Source organism: Streptomyces graminilatus (assembly GCF_001418565.1).
Classification (GTDB): domain Bacteria; phylum Actinomycetota; class Actinomycetes; order Streptomycetales; family Streptomycetaceae; genus Streptomyces; species Streptomyces graminilatus.
Genome location: NZ_LIQQ01000097.1, coordinates 21,218 through 39,008 on the forward strand (window position 1 = coordinate 21,218; position 17,791 = coordinate 39,008).

General features: G+C 69.1%; 17 protein-coding genes and 1 pseudogene. 11 read left to right on the forward strand and 7 right to left on the reverse strand.

Annotated features, from left to right (window positions below):
- The first annotated feature begins 119 nt into the window (after positions 1 to 119).
- Positions 120 to 557: a VOC family protein gene (locus AOK08_RS10165; protein WP_055525157.1), complete on the forward strand. Its 438-nt coding sequence runs from the start codon at positions 120 to 122 to the stop codon at positions 555 to 557.
- A 118-nt stretch (positions 558 to 675) separates the two neighbouring features.
- Here AOK08_RS10165 and AOK08_RS10170 read toward each other — a convergent pair whose 3' ends face one another.
- A complete protein-coding gene (locus AOK08_RS10170; RefSeq protein ID WP_055525174.1) occupies positions 676 to 2,037 on the reverse strand; it encodes a glutamine synthetase family protein in 1,362 nt (453 codons plus the stop codon).
- A gap of 358 nt (positions 2,038 to 2,395) precedes the next feature.
- On the opposite strand from AOK08_RS10170, the gene AOK08_RS10175 reads away from it, so the two are divergent.
- The 6 genes from AOK08_RS10175 to AOK08_RS10200 all read left to right on the forward strand — a co-directional run bounded on the left by AOK08_RS10175 (position 2,396) and on the right by AOK08_RS10200 (position 9,569).
- A complete protein-coding gene (locus AOK08_RS10175) occupies positions 2,396 to 3,073 on the forward strand; it encodes a DUF3105 domain-containing protein (protein WP_055525158.1) in 678 nt (225 codons plus the stop codon).
- Positions 3,070 to 3,693 (forward strand): DUF305 domain-containing protein, encoded by a 624-nt coding sequence (locus AOK08_RS10180; protein WP_055525159.1) that lies wholly within the window; start codon positions 3,070 to 3,072, stop codon positions 3,691 to 3,693. Before AOK08_RS10175 ends, AOK08_RS10180 begins: the two co-directional genes overlap by 4 nt.
- Before the next feature lie 176 nt (positions 3,694 to 3,869).
- Entirely contained in the window at positions 3,870 to 5,816 is a 1,947-nt protein-coding gene (locus AOK08_RS10185) for a S53 family peptidase (RefSeq protein ID WP_055525160.1), read from the forward strand.
- Positions 5,817 to 6,114: 298 nt separating this feature from the next.
- Complete coding sequence (locus tag AOK08_RS10190; protein WP_055525161.1) at positions 6,115 to 6,573, forward strand: hypothetical protein; 459 nt, start codon at positions 6,115 to 6,117, stop codon at positions 6,571 to 6,573.
- Positions 6,574 to 6,742: 169 nt separating this feature from the next.
- Positions 6,743 to 8,497 carry an NAD+ synthase gene (locus AOK08_RS10195; RefSeq protein ID WP_055525162.1) on the forward strand — a complete coding sequence of 585 codons (1,755 nt, stop codon included), beginning with the start codon at positions 6,743 to 6,745 and terminating at the stop codon, positions 8,495 to 8,497.
- Between the two features lie 184 nt (positions 8,498 to 8,681).
- Entirely contained in the window at positions 8,682 to 9,569 is an 888-nt protein-coding gene (locus tag AOK08_RS10200; protein WP_055525163.1) for an SDR family oxidoreductase, read from the forward strand.
- Between the two features lie 121 nt (positions 9,570 to 9,690).
- On the opposite strand, the gene AOK08_RS10205 is transcribed toward AOK08_RS10200, so the two are convergent.
- From AOK08_RS10205 to AOK08_RS42980, 3 genes are all read right to left on the reverse strand, one after another.
- A complete protein-coding gene (locus tag AOK08_RS10205; RefSeq protein ID WP_055525164.1) occupies positions 9,691 to 10,605 on the reverse strand; it encodes an ADP-ribosylglycohydrolase family protein in 915 nt (304 codons plus the stop codon).
- A gap of 70 nt (positions 10,606 to 10,675) precedes the next feature.
- Positions 10,676 to 11,263, reverse strand: a complete 588-nt coding sequence (locus AOK08_RS10210) for a hypothetical protein (RefSeq protein WP_055525165.1) — start codon at positions 11,261 to 11,263, stop codon at positions 10,676 to 10,678.
- 68 nt (positions 11,264 to 11,331) lie between these two features.
- The gene (locus tag AOK08_RS42980) at positions 11,332 to 12,468 is read right to left on the reverse strand and encodes a helix-turn-helix domain-containing protein (protein WP_079053954.1); all 1,137 of its coding nucleotides are present in this window, start codon (positions 12,466 to 12,468) and stop codon (positions 11,332 to 11,334) included.
- Between the two features lie 535 nt (positions 12,469 to 13,003).
- On the opposite strand from AOK08_RS42980, the gene AOK08_RS10215 reads away from it, so the two are divergent.
- The 3 genes from AOK08_RS10215 to AOK08_RS10225 all read left to right on the forward strand — a co-directional run bounded on the left by AOK08_RS10215 (position 13,004) and on the right by AOK08_RS10225 (position 14,381).
- Positions 13,004 to 13,204, forward strand: a complete 201-nt coding sequence (locus AOK08_RS10215; protein ID WP_055525166.1) for a hypothetical protein — start codon at positions 13,004 to 13,006, stop codon at positions 13,202 to 13,204.
- Complete coding sequence (locus AOK08_RS10220; protein WP_055525167.1) at positions 13,201 to 13,401, forward strand: hypothetical protein; 201 nt, start codon at positions 13,201 to 13,203, stop codon at positions 13,399 to 13,401. The genes AOK08_RS10215 and AOK08_RS10220 overlap by 4 nt, the downstream gene beginning before the upstream one ends.
- A 578-nt stretch (positions 13,402 to 13,979) precedes the next feature.
- Positions 13,980 to 14,381: a hypothetical protein gene (locus AOK08_RS10225; RefSeq protein ID WP_055525168.1), complete on the forward strand. Its 402-nt coding sequence runs from the start codon at positions 13,980 to 13,982 to the stop codon at positions 14,379 to 14,381.
- Positions 14,382 to 14,657: 276 nt separating this feature from the next.
- Here AOK08_RS10225 and AOK08_RS10230 read toward each other — a convergent pair whose 3' ends face one another.
- Both AOK08_RS10230 and AOK08_RS10235 read right to left on the reverse strand, forming a co-directional pair.
- On the reverse strand, positions 14,658 to 15,575 hold the full coding sequence (locus AOK08_RS10230) for a hypothetical protein (RefSeq protein ID WP_055525169.1): 918 nt from the start codon (positions 15,573 to 15,575) through the stop codon (positions 14,658 to 14,660).
- 337 nt (positions 15,576 to 15,912) lie between these two features.
- A complete protein-coding gene (locus AOK08_RS10235) occupies positions 15,913 to 16,626 on the reverse strand; it encodes an SDR family oxidoreductase (protein ID WP_055525170.1) in 714 nt (237 codons plus the stop codon).
- A 305-nt stretch (positions 16,627 to 16,931) separates the two neighbouring features.
- Between AOK08_RS10235 and AOK08_RS10240 the strand changes: the two genes are divergently transcribed.
- Positions 16,932 to 17,564 (forward strand): MmyB family transcriptional regulator, encoded by a 633-nt coding sequence (locus tag AOK08_RS10240; protein WP_338400127.1) that lies wholly within the window; start codon positions 16,932 to 16,934, stop codon positions 17,562 to 17,564.
- A 9-nt stretch (positions 17,565 to 17,573) separates the two neighbouring features.
- Here AOK08_RS10240 and AOK08_RS10245 read toward each other — a convergent pair.
- A pseudogene (locus AOK08_RS10245) lies at positions 17,574 to 17,791 on the reverse strand (MFS transporter); the annotation flags it as partial.

A 17,791-nucleotide genomic window follows, 5' to 3' on the forward strand; every position in this document is an offset into this window, starting at 1 on the left:
CGGCGGCCTCCGCCACCACCGTGGCCGTTTCGGTGGCGCCGGGCCGGGTTTTCGGCTTCGGTAAGGGGAGCGTTCCGTACAGGCGGTACAGGCGATACAGGCGATCCGGAGGACCAGCGATGCAGTACACGCTCGAAGTGATCCCGCTGCCCGTGAGCGACATCGACCGGGCCCGTGACTTCTACCGCGACAAGGCCGGTTTCCACGTCGACATCGACCAGGAGATCATGCCGGGGATGCGCATCGTCCAGCTCACGCCCCCGGGCTCGGGCTGTTCGATCGCCCTCGGTGACACCATCTGGGAGACGATGGACGGCCCGACCCCGGCCCCGGGCTCGTACCAGGGCCTCCAGCTCTGCGTCGCCGACATCAAGGCGGCCCACGCCGAGTTGGTCGAGCGCGGCCTGGAGGTGTCGGAGCCGATGCGGTTCTCACCGGACGACGGCGCCACGTTCATGTACTTCAAGGACCCGGACGGCAACGGCTGGGCAATCCAGGAATACCGCCAGCGGGCAACAAAGCCCCTGCACAAACTCCTGACAGAGGCGCAAGCCTAAAAGCGCAGGCCAGCACCCGCGCCCCCGAAGGGGCGCGGGGAACTGCGCGACCAGCCCCCACAGACCGCAACTGTGACCACGGCCCGAGGAACAGAACCTCAGCGCACCAAGCGGAGCGCTACAGCACAGGCAAGCTCTTCCGCAGCTCGAACGCGGTCACCTCGGAGCGGTACTCCTCCCACTCCTGCCGCTTGTTGCGCAGGAAGAAGTCGAACACGTGCTCGCCGAGGGTCTCGGCGACCAGTTCGCTGCGCTCCATGAGCGTGAGCGCCTCGCCCAGGTTCTGCGGGAGCGGCTCGATGCCCATCGCGCGGCGCTCGGCGTCCGAGAGGGCCCAGACGTCGTCGTCGGCGCCCGGCGGCAGCTCGTAGCCCTCCTCGATGCCCTTGAGGCCGGCGGCCAGCAGGAGGGCGTACGCCAGGTACGGGTTGGTGCCCGAGTCCAGGGAGCGGACCTCGACGCGCGCCGAGCCCGTCTTGCCGGGCTTGTACATCGGGACGCGGACCAGGGCCGAGCGGTTGTTGTGACCCCAGCAGATGTACGAGGGTGCCTCGCCGCCGGCGCCCGCAGTGCGCTCCGAGCCGCCCCAGATGCGCTTGTACGAGTTCACCCACTGGTTGGTGACGGCCGCGATCTCCGCCGCGTGCTTCAGCAGGCCGGCGATGAACGAGCGGCCGACCTTGGAGAGCTGGTACTCCGAGCCGGACTCGTAGAACGCGTTGCGGTCGCCCTCGAAGAGGGAGAGGTGAGTGTGCATACCGCTGCCGGGGTGCTCGGAGAACGGCTTCGGCATGAAGGTCGCGTGGACGCCCTGCTCCAGCGCGACCTGCTTCATGACCAGGCGGAACGTCATGATGTTGTCGGCGGTGGAGAGCGCGTCGGCGTAGCGGAGGTCGATCTCCTGCTGGCCGGGGGCGCCCTCGTGGTGGGAGAACTCGACCGAGATGCCCATGGACTCCAGCATGGTGATCGCCTGGCGGCGGAAGTCCTGGCCGACGTGGGTCGGGGTGTGGTCGAAGTAGCCGGAGTTGTCGGCCGGGGTCGGACGGGTGCCGTCCAGCGGCTTGTCCTTCAGCAGGAAGAACTCGATCTCCGGGTGGGTGTAGAAGGTGAAGCCCAGGTCGGAGCCGCGGGTGAGGGCCCGCTTGAGGACGTAGCGCGGGTCCGCGAAGGACGGCGAGCCGTCCGGCATGAGGATGTCGCAGAACATCCGGGCGGTGCCGGGGGCCTCCGCGCGCCACGGGAGGATCTGGAACGTCGACGGGTCCGGCTTGGCGATCATGTCGGACTCGTACACGCGAGCGAATCCCTCGATCGCGGAGCCGTCGAAGCCGATGCCCTCGTCGAAGGCCTGCTCCAGCTCCGCCGGGGCCACGGCCACCGACTTGAGGAAGCCCAGCACGTCCGTGAACCACAGCCGGACGAACCGGATGTCACGCTCCTCCAACGTCCGGAGCACGAACTCCTGCTGCTTGTCCATCTTCCGCTTCCCATCCTTGCTGGTCAGGCCGCCTGTCTCCCGCACCACGGAAGGCGGTCGGGCACCTGAGCATCCCACCACAACAGCATTTCATGCGCATTGCGCACCTTGATCGTCCAGCCGACCCTGGGGTGAACGCCTCACGTACGGCAGGTGCACCGCCCTTTGCTCATCTTGCCTGCTCGCGGCGACATCCGTAATGGGTGACCGCCGACGGGAGCCGTTGCGGGCCGTCGCGGATTACGATCAGTGGCCACGGATTACGATCAGAGACCGCTCAACCAACTGTTCGATAGTTCCACTGTTCGACCGATCGACCGGCCAACCGACCGCCCCTTTCCCCAGAAGGATCGATCCCATGGGTTCCGCCAAGAAGAGCGCCAACGACAGTGGCAGCGCGGCGCGCAAGGCACGTATAGAGGAGATGCGGCGCGCCGAGCGTTCGCGCGAGCTCCGGAACCGGATCCTCACGATCGGCGTGAGCGTCGCCATAGTGGCCGGCCTGGCCGTCGGCGCGACGCTCCTCGTGAAGAAGGAGTCCGGCGGCAGTGACACCTCGGCGTCGGACGGCAAGGGCGCGGGCAAGTTCGTCACCGGCGCGGACGGCGTGAAGACCTGGGACAAGAAGCTCACCCAGAACCACGTCACCAAGAAGGTGGACTACCCGATGGAGCCCCCGGTCGGCGGGGACCACAACCAGGTCTGGATGAACTGCAACGGCGACGTCTACACCAAGGCGCTCAACAACATGAACGCCGTGCACTCGCTGGAGCACGGGGCCGTGTGGGTGACGTACAACAGCAAGGCGGCGAAGGCCGACATCGACGCGCTCGCGGCGAAGGTGAAGAAGACTCCGTACACGCTGATGAGCCCGGACGACAAGCAGGCGGACCCGATCATGCTGTCCGCCTGGGGCAAGCAGCGCACGGTGACGAGCGCGAAGGACCCGAACGTGGACAAGTTCTTCGAGCAGTTCGTCCAGGGCAAGCAGACCCCCGAGCCGGGCGCCGCCTGCACGAACGGGCTGTCCCAGTGAGCCGGGCGGTCTGGATCGCCGGTGCCGCCGCGACGGCGCTCGTCGCGGCCGGCGCGATCACCTACGCGGTCGCCGACGGCGACGACTCCGGGACGAAGGCACCCGCGGCCGACTCGGCGGACGCGGGCTTCGCCCGTGACATGGCCGTCCACCATCAGCAGGCCGTCGAGATGTCGTACGTCGTGCGCGACCGTACGACCAACGAGGAGATCCGGCGGCTCGCGTACGACATCTCGCAGACGCAGGCCAACCAGCGCGGGATGCTGCTGGGCTGGCTCGACCTGTGGGAGCTGCCCAAGGTGTCCTCGGCCGCACCCATGGCCTGGATGGACATGGCGGGCATGGCCGACGGCAAGGACGGCGCGCTGATGCCGGGCATGGCGACCAACACCGAGCTGGCGAAGCTGGGCAAACTGAGCGGCAAGCAGGCCGAGATCTTCTATCTCCAGTTGATGACCAAGCACCACCAGGGCGGCGTACACATGGCGCGGGGCTGTGTGGAGCGGTGCGAGGTGGGGGTGGAGAAGCGGCTCGCGCAGGGCATGGTCAACGCGCAGGAGTCGGAGATCTCCCTGATGGCGGGGATGCTGAAGGAGCGCGGGGCCACCGCTACTTCCTAGATCTCGCGGTTTTCCCGGATCAAATACCCCAAGTCGTCCGCGTATACGGTCCCTTGGGGTGTTCTTGGTACAGCCATTCCCCCTCCATGCCCCTGACATGAACGGTTCATCGCGAGAGTGAGCCAGCGGCGAGAGATCACTCGCCTTGCTCGCGTTGAACCGCACCAGGGGGTTCCATGAGATCCACTCGCGCCATCAGGCGCGCCGGCATGAGCCTGGCGGCCACACTGCCGCTGCTCGCCGGCACGCTGGCGCTCGGCATACCCGCGGCCCATGCCGCGGACGCCCAGGGCCGGCACAAGCTCGCCGGTACCAGGCCCGTGTGGGCCACCGCCCAGGCCGACAAGGGAGCCACGCCCGACAGCTCCCAGGTCAGCGCCCGGGTCTACTTCGCCGGCCGGGACGCCACCGGTCTGGCCGCGTACGCGAAGGCCGTCTCCGACCCGACGTCCGCCGTGTACGGCAAGTACCTGACCACCGAGCAGGTCCAGCAGCGCTTCGGGGCCTCCCCGGCCCAGGTCGCCGCCGTCAAGGCGTGGCTGAAGGCGTCGGGCCTCACGGTCACCGGCGTCACGGCGCACTACGTCACGGTCACCGGTGACGTGGCCGCCGCCGAGAAGGCCTTCGGCACCCAGCTGCACAACTACGCCAAGGACGGCAGGACCTACCGGGCGCCAGCGGTCACCGCCTCCGCGCCGGCGAGTCTGAACGGTGCCGTCCTGGCCGTCACGGGTCTGGACAACGCCCCGCACACGGCGACCCACGACGACACGCTGCCGCCGCCGGAGACCGTGTTCCGTACCGCGGGGCCGTTCTCGACGTACTACGGCTCGAACGTCTCCGCCTCGCTGCCCACGGCGTACGGCGCCCACGTCCCGTACGCCGTCGAGGGCTACACGGGCAAGCAGTTGCGGGCCGCGTACGGCGCGGGCAGCTGGACCGGCAAGAAGGTGCGCGTCGCCATCACCGACGCCTACGCCTCGCCGTACATCGCCCGCGACGCCGCCACCTACGCGGCCAAGCACGGCGACGCCGCCTACCGCGGTGGCCAGCTCAAGCAGGTCCTGCCGACGAAGTACACGCACGTCAAGGACTGCGGGGCGGCCGGCTGGTACGGCGAGGAGACCCTCGACGTCGAGGCCGTGCACGCGGTCGCGCCGGGCGCCGACATCACGTACGTCGGCTCCGCGTCCTGCAACGACGACGACCTGCTCGACTCGCTCGCCAAGGTCGTGGACAAGCACCTCGCCGACATCGTCTCCAACTCGTGGGGCGGCACCGAGGCCGACCAGACCCCGGAGCTGGCCGCCGCCTACGACCAGGTGTTCAAGCTCGGCGCGGTCCAGGGCATCGGCTACTACTTCTCCTCCGGCGACGACGGCGACGAGGTCGTCAACACCGGCCGGAAGCAGGTCGACACTCCCGCCGACTCGGCGTGGGTGACGGCGGTCGGCGGTACGTCGCTGGCGGTCGGCCGGGGTGACACATACCTGTGGGAGACCGGCTGGGGCACCGAGAAGGCCGCCCTGTCCGCCGACCGCAAGAGCTGGGTGAACTTCCCGGGCGCCTACACCTCCGGCGCGGGCGGCGGCACCAGCGCGACCGTCGCTCAGCCCGACTACCAGCAGGGCCTGGTGCCGGACTACCTGGCGAAGGCCAACAGCGACAAGGGCAACCGGGTCGTGCCGGACATCGCGGCGATCGCCGACCCGAACACCGGCTTCAAGGTCGGCCAGACCCAGAGCCTGCCGACGGGTGGCACCGCGTACAGCGAGTACCGCATCGGCGGTACGTCCCTGGCGGCACCGGTGATCGCGGCCGTGCAGGCCCTCGCGCAGGAGGCCCGCGGCGGCACGCCGATCGGCTTCGCCAACCCGGCGATCTACGGGACGTTCGCGTCGCACGCCGGGGTCTACCACGACGTGACCGACAACCCCACGGGGTTCGGACTCGCCGTGGCCCGCCGGGACTTCGCCAACGGCTTCGACGCCTCGCAGGGCTTCCTCATGTCGGTCCGCAGCCTCGGCAAGGACAGCTCGCTTCAGGCGGTACGCGGCTACGACGACGTGACGGGCGTGGGTTCGCCCGCGAGCGGTTACGTGGAGTCGTACAGCCACAACTGACCCGACAGCCTGCCCCGAAGCCCTGGTCCCCGGAGCGTTCACCGTCCGGGGGCCGGGGCTTCGGCGTACCCGGAAGCAGAATTCTTCACCGATGGGAAGTTCAGCGCCACCGGCCGTCACAAAAGATCGAGGCCAGTGGTATGAATGGCCGATTCCGGGCGGGCGGACTTGGTCATTCTCCAGCGACCAGCTGCCGGGGAAACTGAAGAGCCGTTAGCCTCAAGATGCGCGATGCAGCCGACCAAGCAAAGAAACGAGGCATTCAGTGAATTTACGATCTCGCTGTGCGTCGGGGTTCGTGGCGCTGTTCCTGGCCGCTGTCGCCACCGTGCCCATGATCAGCCAGGCCGCGGCGTCCGAGTCCGCACAACGGAAAGCATCATTCACCGCCGCTGAAGTGAAGTTGCTGAATTCCGAAACACCGAAGACAGTGACTCTCGACCCGGCCACCGGTGCATTGCTCGCGGTCGAGAAAGGCATCTCGGGTGTCGAGCCGTCCATCAGCAAGCAGAACATCTGCCAGACCGGCAATGCCTGCTGGTACACGACCCGGGTCCCTTATGCCAACTTCGGCTTCTACGGCAGTGCGGGCACGTATTCGGCCAGCATGCCGTACCGGGGCGATTACCACACCGGCTCGTATCGGGCCAGCGCGTGCTGGACCTACACGGGGCCGGCCTGTAGCCAGACCCTCCCGCCGAACACGTACGTCACCCTCGGAGTGACCGTGACGGGCACCTCGTTCACGATCCACTGAGAAGCCGTACCGCCTGCCTGCCCCGCACGACGTCGAGGACCTGGCGGAGCGGAAGGTGACCGGCAGACCCGAGGCCCGCTCCCCAGCCCCCAGCCCCCAGCCCTGGCGTGGGGCGGGCCACACTCCTCCGCCACCCCATCGCGTCGTATTGACGATTACACTTGGCGGCGTGCCTCAACTACGTCTCGCCCTGAACCAGATCGACTCGCGCGTCGGCGACATCGCCGGGAACGCGGACTCGGTCGTCCGCTGGACCCGGCACTCCGCCGAGCAGGGAGCGCACCTCGTGGCGTTCCCGGAGATGGTGCTGACCGGGTACCCCGTCGAGGATCTCGCGCTGCGCTCGTCCTTCGTGGAGGCGTCCCGCGCGGCCCTGCGCTCCCTCGCCGCGCGCCTCGCCGACGAGGGCTTCGGCGAACTGCCGGTGGTCCTCGGCTACCTCGACCGGTCCGAGAGCGACCTGCCGAAGTTCGGCCGCCCGGCCGGCTCCCCGCGCAACGCGGGCGCGGTCCTGCACAGGGGCGAGGTGCTCCTGACGTACGCCAAGCACCACCTCCCCAACTACGGCGTCTTCGACGAGTTCCGCTACTTCGTACCGGGCGACACGATGCCGGTGCTGCGGGTGCACGGCGTGGACGTGGCCCTGGCCATCTGCGAGGACCTCTGGCAGGACGGCGGCCGGGTCCCGGCGGCACGCTCGGCGAAGGCGGGCCTGCTCCTGTCGATCAACGCCTCCCCGTACGAGCGCGACAAGGACGACACCCGTCTGGAGCTGGTCCGCAAGCGCGCCCAGGAGGCGGGCTGCACGACCGCCTACCTCGCGATGGTCGGCGGCCAGGACGAACTGGTCTTCGACGGCGACTCGATCGTGGTCGACCGGAACGGCGAAGTGATCGCGCGGGCGCCCCAGTTCACGGAGGGCTGCGTGGTCCTGGACCTGGACCTGCCGGCGGCCCTGGCGGACGCGCCGGTGGGCGTGGTGGACGACGGCCTGCGCATCGACCGAGTGGTGCTGTCTGAAGCCCCGTTGCCTCCGTACGAAGCCGAGCTGACGGGCGCGTACGCGGACCGCCTGGACGACGACGAGGAGATGTACTCGGCGCTGGTGGTCGGCCTGCGGGCGTACGTCGAGAAGAACGGCTTCAGTTCGGTCCTGATCGGCCTGTCCGGCGGTATCGACTCGGCGCTGGTCGCCGCGCTGGCGTGCGACGCGGTGGGCGCGGCGAACGTGTACGGCGTGGCGATGCCGTCGAAGTACTCCTCCGACCACTCGATCGGCGACGCGGCGGAACTGGCGAAGCGGACGGGCCTGAACTTCCGTACGGTGCCGATCGCGCCGATGTTCGACGCGTACATGGACTCGCTGGGCCTGACGGGCCTGGCGGAGGAGAACCTCCAGTCCCGTCTGCGCGGCACGATGCTGATGGCGATCTCCAATCAGGAGGGCCACATCGTCCTGGCGCCGGGCAACAAGTCCGAACTGGCGGTCGGTTACTCGACCCTCTACGGCGACTCGGTGGGCGCGTACGGCCCGATCAAGGACGTGTACAAGACGTCGATCTTCCGCCTGGCCGAGTGGCGCAACAGGGCCGCGGCGGAACGGGGCCAGACTCCGCCGATCCCGGAGAACTCGATCACGAAGCCGCCGAGCGCGGAGCTGCGTCCGGGGCAGATCGACACGGACTCGCTCCCCGACTACCCGGTGCTGGACGCGGTCCTCGCAATGTACGTGGACCGGGACTCGGGCGCGGACACGATCGTCGCGGCCGGTTACGACGCGGAACTGGTGACCCGGGTGCTGCGGATGGTGGACACGGCGGAGTACAAGCGGCGGCAGTATCCGCCGGGCACGAAGATCTCCGCGAAGGGCTTCGGGAAGGACCGGCGGCTGCCTATCACCAATGGGTGGCGGGAGTCTGTGTAGACGCCGGTGCGGAGGACGGGGAGGAGAGCGGGCTCTGGTCGCGGTTGGGGTGTGATGACAGCCGACAGCGAGCGTGTCCGCTCCTCCTGCGGGCCCCCAGTCCCGTCGGCTAACTCATCCGACCACCGCACCGACCACCACAACATTCATTACCGGGTTGCGTTTTGAACCGAGTAACGTTTTCATGGGTGGCGTGAATCAGACAGACATTCCTCCCGTGCTCGTGACCGGCGCGACGGGCCGGGTGGGCCGCGTCGTCATCGACCAGCTCCTCGACGCGGGCGTGCCGGTCCGCGCCCTCATCCATCGCTCCGAGGGCGCGGCAACGCTGCCGCGGAAGGTCGAGGTCTTCACCGGCGACCTCACCGTGCCCGAGTCGCTCGACCCGGCATTGAACGGCGCCGGTGCGGTCTTCCTCGTCTGGACCGCCCCGCCTCGGACCGCCGAGGCAGTCGTCGGGCGGCTGGCGGCCCACGTGCGGCGGATCGTCTTCCTCTCCTCCCCGCACCGGACACCGCACCCCTTCTTCCAGCAACCCAATCCCATGGCGGCGCTGCACGCCGACATCGAGCGGCTCATCGCGGCCACCGGGATCGAGTCGACGATCGTCCGGCCGGGGATGTTCGCGTCGAACTCGCCGGTCTGGTGGGGGCCCGCGATCCGGGCCGGCGAAGTCGTCCGGTGGCCTTACGGCGCCGCCGAGACGGCACCGGTCGACGACCGCGACGTCGCAGCCGTCGTGGCACGGACGCTCCATCAGGACGGACACGCCGGAGGCGACTACGTCCTCACGGGCCCCGAATCGCTGACCCAGGCCGCGCAGGTGGACGTCATCGGTGACGTCCTGAAGCGCCGGATCACGTTCGAGGAGATGACGCCGGACGAGTTCCGAAGCCTGTCGGAAGGTACGGCGCCCAGCTCGGTCGTCGACATGCTGCTCGCCGCGTGGAGCGCGGCGGTCGGACAGCCCGCGTACGTCACCACCACGGTGGCCGACATCCTCGGGACGGCGCCGCGAACCTTTCGCCAGTGGGCCGCCGACCACGCCACGGCGTTCACGGAGGGTTCGTAACCTAGTCGACGGCCTCGCTACTGCGCCCCCGGCAGCAGCCATCAGTCCGCCGTCGCCCCGGCCCCCGGCCCCAGCCCCGGGATGTGCCGGCCCGTCCCTGAACTCGTCCCGACAGGAGTTCCTACTCCGTCACGACCGGGGGCAGCGGTTCACAGGCCGCGTGCCAGGCAGGGGGGAGCGCGGCGACGCCCGTGCGCGCGGCGATCACCCCGCCCGCGATGGCGCAGGTGGTGTCGATGTCGCCGCGCCCGGCGACCGTGATCCACAAGCCCTCGTGCAGATCGTCGAGGTGCCCCGCCGCGCACCACAGGGCGTACGGGACGGTGTCGGGCCCTGACATCCGGTAGCCGGAGCCCAGGACCTCCGCGGCGTGCCGAACCGAGGTGTGCTCCGGCATGCGGGCCGCGACCCGGACTCCGGACCGGACATCGCTGTCGGGGAGTCGTTCGGCGACTGCCTGAAGGAAGTCCGACCTGGCCGGGGCGGGCTCGCCCCGACTGCGGGTGGCCAGCGCCGCGGCAAGGGCGACCGCCACCGCCGCGACGACCGCCTCCGGGTGATGGTGCGAGACCGCGCCCTGCCGGGCGGCCTGCTCAGCGACCGCATCGAGGTCGGCGGAGTGCCAGGCGCCGAGTGGGGCGGCACGCATGGCCGCGCCGTTGCCCCAGGAGCCTTGGCCGCCGAACTGTCCGGCAACCACCTCCTGCCAGGGCTCGCCCGCGCCGATCCTGCGGAGCACGTCATGCATCGAGGCTCCGTACCCGCGATGCGTGTCGTCGGCGTAGGCCGTCGCGAAGCGCAGGGCGAGGCGGTCCTGGTCGACGGTGCCGCCGCCCTCGGCGAGTTCCCGGACGAGAACGAGCGCTTGGGCGGTGTCGTCACTCCACCGCCACAGCGGCTCCGGGGGCAGCGTCCGCGCCTCCAGTCCTGCCTGACCGTCCTCCCGGCGCAGGACGCGGAACCAACGGTCACCGAAGGCGTCGCCGAACGCGAGCCCGTACAACGAATCCAGCGCAGCGGCAGGCACGGTGATCATCGGGACAGTTTCGCAGCGCGGCGGCGCTTCCGCGCCCTGTTTTTGGAGCGGACGCCTGGGCGCCCCGGACTCATGCCGATGGTGAACCGCGCCCTGGCGACGGTTGAGCCGGCGGGAACGTCGAAGATGACGACCGGGCGAAGTCGGCGAGCGCGTGGAAGTCGTTCTCACGCAGTCCGATGCGCGGGTTGACGTGGTGCAGGAGCCCTGGGCCGAGGTGGTGCGCGGTCACGTACACCTGGTCCAGATCGCTCTGTTCGTCATCCACCCAGGCGAAGGGACGGCCGTCGGCGTAGTCGACCAGGCGACTTGTCTTCCAGTGGACCCCGTCGGGGCGTTCCTGGAACAGGGCGTCGCCGAAGTCGACGAAGGGGAGTTCGGGTAGCCCGAGCACCGGCGCGATCCACTGGTTGGCCTTACTCATCCAGGTGGTCGCCCAACACAGTTCAAAGCCGAGCTGGAGCAGGTGCCGCCCGTGCTCCGGATTGAGCCAGACCCTCAGCGGGCGCCGCCGGGAAGAGAGTCCAGGGCATTCGTCCGAAGTTCCGCTGTCCCGGGGCACTCTGATCGTGGTGTAGCCGTCGGGGCGCCTTTCCGGCTGGGCCGCATAAGGGTTGAGCGGCCCGTCCACGTCGAGGAACAGCAGCGGTCGGTTCACGGTCTCCCTCGGTCTCCGCTGCGCCGTCGAAGCGTAGCCGCAGAGATCGTCTCGCCGTGGGGTCGGCTCTACGCAACTTCGAAGGTCCGCAACCGACTTTCCGTCTCACTGGCCAGACTCGCAAGGACGGACGGGACGCCTGACTCTCGATGGACGGCCTTCAATGACTGGTGTACTGATCGCCGGTTTCTTCCTGAGTGGATATCGTCCAGGAGCGCTGAGATCTCTTCCAGCTCCGCCTCCGCAGCACGCCATGCCTTGACTGCGACATGGCACCGCAGGAGTTCAGCCCGATAAAGCATGGCACCCCGAGGAGTTGCGTGCTGGAGGCTGGACCGGAACTCCGACATGGCTGCCTCGGGGTGGCCCAGATCCAGAAGAGCCTGACCTGAATGGCCAGTCACTTCACAGGTGTTCACCCACCATGCCCATTCGGGATCCCGTGCGGTAAGGGAGTCCTCAAGCCCGCCCCTTGCTGCTTCGAGGTCGGAAAGCGCACGTTGGCGGTCGCCCATTTGAGCGAGGGCCCTGCCGCGCCTCATCCGCGCCAAGAGAGCGACCCTCGGCGGGGTGCGCCGCTGCGACAGGAGTTCTTCGGCCACTCTCCGCGTTTCGCCAGGGCGACAGCATTCGGTATCCACCATGGCAAGCATGTCGAGCGCGAACCATTGCATCTTTCGATCCCCGGCATGCCGGGCCAACATGTGCGATTCAAGGAATGCCGCACGAGCAGAAGTGAACTTTCCGGCGTCGAAGAGCAGCCATCCCGCAACTTCGGCTGCTTCCGAGACAGCCGAGAGATAGCGGCTCTGGTCGCTTTCGGGAATCTCTCCGGAGTCAAGCTTTCGCTGCGCCGACTGCCATACCTGGACGGCCGCAGGCGCGACCGTATCACCACCGTGCCGGTCGGCATGGTCCAGCAGATAAGCCGCACCGGCCTTCATGCGTTCGATCTCAGCGGTCGGCCCTGGCGGATGCTCCGATACGGGAGACGGCGCGTCGCGTACTGCCAGCGAGAGTAACTCCCCATCTGTGCCGAGTAGTTCGTCCAAGGCTCTGGCCAACTGCCCCGAAGGGTGCTGCCTGCCATTGATGACACGGGACAGATAGGCCACGTCGTAGTTGAGGGAACGTGCGGCGGCGCGCATGCTCACGCCCTTGTCGGCCAGGAGAACCCGGAGGCGGGGCCCGAACCCGTCGGCCATGAAGTCCCCTTCACGTGATCCTGTGTGTTGACCCGAATCCCCAGAGTAACTGTCAACGCTCGTCAACTCCCCAGCGAACGGTCAGAGGTCAACGCTGGTCGGGTGAACGGCAAGTGCCCCCGCGACGCGTGAACGTCCGAGGTCACGACCCACCAACTGAACTGGAGTTGATGAACATGGCCGAGCGTAGCGCTGCCGCGCTGCACTGGCTCGTGCTGGTCCCGGCCCTCTGGGTGCTCACCCACCTGCTGCCGTCGACCGGTGCTCGTCGGAAAGCCTCGACGGCAATGCGTAGGTCTTTGAACAGGGCAGACATGCGCGACCAGGCGCGTCGGGTGGTGCGAGTCCCCGCTCGGCGGAGGTCGCCGTACAGCTCTGATCGTGGGGTCCTGGACGGTTCCGCGTCCCGTCTTTCCCGGCCTTATCTGCCCGCTCTCTGCGACCAGGTCCCGGATGTGGGCACAAGGTCGGCTCCCTTCCGTCTCTGCCTCGCCACCCCCGACATCCACGCGGTCCCGGCCGGAGGTGGCGTCCGATGACCGCGGCCAAGTGCACAGGAGTCACCGTCGCCGTCCGGCAGGCCGAGTTGCCCATGCTGCGCGCCTATCGCCTGTGGTTCGAGCACACCCGCAAGTGCGCCGACTGCAAGGGCGTACGCAAAGCCCAGGACGGCTGCCAGGGTGGGCGGGAACTCTGGGCCGCCTACCGCATCGCCTACGCCGGAGGCGACCGATGACCTCACCGACGGCAAGCGGAACCCGGTGCGGGCAGATCCGCGCCTCGCTGTTCTACCGCGCCCCGATCCTCAGCGAGGCGGGGGCCTGCGTACTCCCCCACGGGCACGACGGGGACCACCGGGACCCGAGGGGCGGCACCTGGAACGTGATCCCGCTCTACCCGATGACCAACGCCGACAACCGGGGGACGGACTAGTGACCCGCGCCGCCGAGTCTGCTTTGACGCCGGAACGCCCGTACGTCTCAGGTCTCTGCTCCATCGGCACCCATGACCGATGCCAGGACGCGGAGCCCCGGGAGAGCGGCGTTCCTGGGCTCCGCTACTTGGTGTGCACGTGCAGTTGCCATCGCCTGAGGCTTGTCCCATCGGGCGGAGTCGGCCGGGTGCCGGACACTCCGTAGCTGACGACGGCGTGGGAGTACGGGCACCTTCACCGCGCCCTGGGGTCGGAGACGACCTCAGCGGACCACGTCGAAGACGTTCATCTGCAAGCCAATACGCGATGTCCTCCAACAGGCTGTGAGCAACGGCCTGTTGGAGGCCCGCGCGCTGTCGCCCGCCACGCAGGGGCTGACGGACTGTCACCGGAAGCGCGTCACTCCGGAATCTTCCGGATGCCTCGTCCTGTGCTGCCACGGATACCTTCCAGGCACCGGTCCCCGCCACGGTGGCGAGGAGCCGGTGACGGTGAACTCATGGGCGCGCGAACGCGGCCGGAATCTGTCCAGCCACAGCCGTGCCTCGAAAGGCGCCCGTAGACGACGGGGAGAGACATGATCGTGAAACACATCAAGGCAACCGCGGCATCTGTCACGGTGGTCGCCGCGCTGGCCGGAATCCTGGCAGCTCCCTCGGCACAGGCTGCGACATCAGCAGCGCCCGAGTGCGGTGTGCGCGCTCAGGACGGTCGGCTGTGGTGCGGGAACTACGGAGATGCGCCGACCCGGGAGCGGCCGTTCCACGAAAGCCCCTTCAACGGTCTGCTGAAGTCGACGTTCAGCTACTTCACCTGCTGGTCGGAGGGCGGACTGCACGGCGGCGGCAACACGACCTGGTACCGCACCAGGCCCGACTGGAGCAGCGACGGGCAGGAGGGCTATGTGCCGGCCGACTGGGTGTTCACTCCCAGCTCGTTCGACGCCGACCCGACCAGGTACGGCCTGAAGCACTGCTGACGCCACGACCGTCAGCCCCACCGGCACACATGCCCTGCTGACGCCACGACCGTCGGCCCCACCGGCACGCATCCCCTGGTGAGGCCGACGGCCCCTGGCCGCGGTGAACTGACGCCTGGACCATCCGCTTCCGCTTCCGCTTGCCCCCCGGCTCCCGCAACGGTTGACCTCTCTCAGCGAAGCTTGAGCGATTCTCAGCGAAGGGTGGTGACCGGCGCCCTCCTCACCGATGGTGAGACGTGCAGGTTTCGGTGCCGGGCCCCGGGCGAGCGTGGCTCAAGGGCTGTGAACTATCACCTTTTCCCGCATCAGTTGCTCCAGCTCCGTGTCCGACAGCGGGTGCAGCGTGTTCAGGAGATGGCGCAGGGCGGGTTCGTCCAGCATCTTGCTGGTGACCTCGGCCTCCGCGTTGTGGTGGCGGCGGGTGAGGGTGATGACGCGGTTACCGGCGGAGAAATCGCGGACCGTACGCGTTTCGCCGTGTCGGTCCACCGTGCAGGTCACGTGCTTCTCCACGGGTTTGGGGCATTGGGGTTTCGGTGTGAGCGGCGAGCGCACGATGAGAGCCACGTACGCGTCCTGCCGAACGGAGTGGTACTCAACGCTGAAGGAGGCGGGGCCGGCCTCGGCACGGGCTGCTCGCATGCCGGGCGGCGTAACGATCACGTACAGCAGTTCTTGATGCTCCCGGTACCGCGCGACCTCCGCCGCGTGCCGACGCTGTCGCGACTGGGTCGGGCCGATGAAGCCCCCGTAGACCACTGCGGCGGCGAGGACGGCCACCGCCCCGAGCCGTATCCACCGGTCTGGCACGAAGAACGCCGCGGCCACCGCGTACGGCACCCCCGTCAGCGCGATCCGGGTACTGTCGCCCCCCAGATCGACGTCCCCGCTGTAGGCGGCCAGCCCTGCCAGGACGCCGAGCGTGCCCAGGACGAACACCAGGACCGCCCAGCCGTGCCGCTGCGACACGGAGCCGCACAGCGGCACCACGGTCCGCGCCGGTAGGCCTGCCATGGCCAGCAGGACCACCGCCAGCGGCACACCCAACGCGAAGATCAGCGCCGTCGCACCGGACCCACCACCCCAGGCCATCAGCACCAGCCCGAAGCCGAGCGCCGGCACCACAGCCGCCATCGTCGCCCAGACCAGAAAGAGATGCAGGGCTGTCAGCGCCCCTCTGCCACTCGTCACACGCGAAGCCTGTCAGCCGCCGCCCTGGAGCACATGAGTTCCCATACTCAGTACACGCGTTGACCCGCACGCTCAACCACCGCTGAGAAAAACGCCGGCCAGCAGCCTTCGCTGAGAATCGGTCAAGCTTCGCTGCGCGAGGCCAACGGTTCACGGCAACCGGCCAGGAGCGGCGCGTCGGTGACGTCCTGGGGTACCGACAAAAACGCCTTCACCAGCGGGTGTTGGTCTTGGTCTTGGTCTTGGTCTTTCGCGGCGCCGGGATTCCACGTTGGTGGAGATCGTTCTCCGCGAGGAGCGGGTGAGCGGCGCCGATGCCGGGTGTCCGGGTGCCGGATCAGGTGATGCGGTGTCCTCCATCGACGTGCAGGACGGTCCCGGTGATGAATCCGTTGCGCATCACCGACAGGAATGCCTGGGCGATGTCGTCGGGGGTGCCGACGCGGCGGGCCGGGAGTCGCGCGGCCAGGGCGGCGAAGGCTGCTTGTTTGTCCATGCCGAGTTGGTCCCAGATGGGGGTGTCCACCCAGCCGGGGGAGATGACGTTCACTCGCGCGGGGGCCAGTTCGATCGCCAGCCCGTACGCCAGTGACGCGAGCGCGCCGTTGGCCGCGGCCATGATGGTGTTCGACCCGTTCGGCCGGTACGCGTTGATGCCCGAGGTATAGGTGATCGAGCCGGTGACTCGTCCGGCCGCGTGCTTGCCGACCAGCCAGGCACCGAGCAGCTTGGTATCCACGATGGCCCGTGCGGTCGCGGTGGCGACGTCGGCGGTCCGGCCGTACACGCCGGTCGCGTCCGCAGCGGTGACCGCCACGTGTTCCACGCGTTCCACCTGGGCGAACAGTCCGGCCACCTCCTCCTCCCGCCCCATGTCGGCCGTGATCGTGCTGATTTGGCCGTGACCGGGGCGTTCCAGTTCCGCCCGGGCCGTCGAGAGCCGGTCGGCGGATCGGCCGACGATCGTCACATTCATGTCCTCGGCAAGCAGAGTCCGGGCCAGGACGAGGCCCATGCCGGAGCCGCCACCGATGATGATCGCGTCAGTCATGATGCGAGGCTGCGCCGCCGGGCCGGTTCCGGGAAGGCCGTGCGATTCCTGGGTGTGACACGGCCACCCAGGAGCGCATCGGCCGGTGGCAGACTCGACGTCGTGAACGCGATGGCCGAGTTCCTTCGGATCCGGCGCGGGCGGATCGGCCCGGCCGACGTCGGGCTGCCCACCGGGCCGGGCGCCCGGCGCACACCCGGGCTGCGCCGCGAGGAGCTGGCGGTGCTGGCCGGCGTGAGCGTGGACTACTACATCCGGATCGAGCAGGGCGGGAGACCGCGCCCAGCGACGCGGTACTGGGCGCGTTGGCCCGGGCCCTGCGGCTCACCGCCGACGAGCACGCCCACCTGCTCGGCCTCGCCGACCGGGTCGCCGGGCGGACACCGCGCCGGGGGCCCGCCGACCCGCGGCCAGCCGGCCCTGGCCTGCGGCTGCTGCTGGAGTCGGTCCGGCCCAGCCCGGCGTACGTGCTCGACGACGTCAACGACGTGCTGGCCGCGAACCCGGAGGGCCTCGCGCTGATGCCCGGACTCGGCGACTGGCCGCCCGCACAGCGCAACACGATCCGGTACACCTTCCTGCATACGGCCGCGCGCACCCTATTCGCCGACTGGGACCGGGTGGCACGCAACAGCGTCGCGCACCTGCACACCGCCGAACTGACCGCCCCGGAGCGGACTGCCTCGCTGGTAGCCGAACTGGCAGCGGCCAGCGGCGAGTTCGCAGCTCTGTGGCGCCGGCACGAGGTATGGGTCAAGCGCGCCGGCGAGACCGCGTTCCGGCACCCGGTGATCGGCCCGATCACCCTCGCCAACGAGGTGCTCAGCACGGCCGGCGAGGGCCGGCGCATGCTGATCTACCAGGCCCCGCCCGGCACGGCCGAGCACGACTCCCTGGTCCTGCTGGCAATGACCACCGAGGACGTGGGAATCCCGTGACCACGTACCTCAGTGGTGCGCCCGCACCGGCTCCGCCGCCCGCGCCGGCATGTGCGACGCCACCACGCGCTCCCGGCCCACCGACGGAGTCACCCTCGCCGCCCGCCGGTCCACCGCGTACGCCACCCCCGCCACGCCCAGGCCCAGCAGCGCCAGGCCCGCCCCGACCACCGCCGGGGAGGTGACCCCGAGGCCCGCCGCCAGGGCCAGGCCGCCGATCCACGCTC

Excerpts from the sequence above, each read along its gene's own strand:
- AOK08_RS10200 (WP_055525163.1), top strand. The coding sequence starts at position 8,682 with ATGGGTGGCGTGAATCAGACAGACATTCCTCCCGTGCTCGTGACCGGC.
- AOK08_RS10235 (WP_055525170.1), bottom strand. The coding sequence starts at position 16,626 with ATGACTGACGCGATCATCATCGGTGGCGGCTCCGGCATGGGCCTCGTC.
- AOK08_RS10205 (WP_055525164.1), bottom strand. The coding sequence starts at position 10,605 with ATGATCACCGTGCCTGCCGCTGCGCTGGATTCGTTGTACGGGCTCGCG.
- AOK08_RS10220 (WP_055525167.1), top strand. The coding sequence starts at position 13,201 with ATGACCTCACCGACGGCAAGCGGAACCCGGTGCGGGCAGATCCGCGCC.
- AOK08_RS42980 (WP_079053954.1), bottom strand. The coding sequence starts at position 12,468 with ATGGCCGACGGGTTCGGGCCCCGCCTCCGGGTTCTCCTGGCCGACAAG.
- AOK08_RS10215 (WP_055525166.1), top strand. The coding sequence starts at position 13,004 with ATGACCGCGGCCAAGTGCACAGGAGTCACCGTCGCCGTCCGGCAGGCC.
- AOK08_RS10165 (WP_055525157.1), top strand. The coding sequence starts at position 120 with ATGCAGTACACGCTCGAAGTGATCCCGCTGCCCGTGAGCGACATCGAC.
- AOK08_RS10225 (WP_055525168.1), top strand. The coding sequence starts at position 13,980 with ATGATCGTGAAACACATCAAGGCAACCGCGGCATCTGTCACGGTGGTC.
- AOK08_RS10175 (WP_055525158.1), top strand. The coding sequence starts at position 2,396 with ATGGGTTCCGCCAAGAAGAGCGCCAACGACAGTGGCAGCGCGGCGCGC.
- AOK08_RS10170 (WP_055525174.1), bottom strand. The coding sequence starts at position 2,037 with ATGGACAAGCAGCAGGAGTTCGTGCTCCGGACGTTGGAGGAGCGTGAC.
- AOK08_RS10185 (WP_055525160.1), top strand. The coding sequence starts at position 3,870 with ATGAGATCCACTCGCGCCATCAGGCGCGCCGGCATGAGCCTGGCGGCC.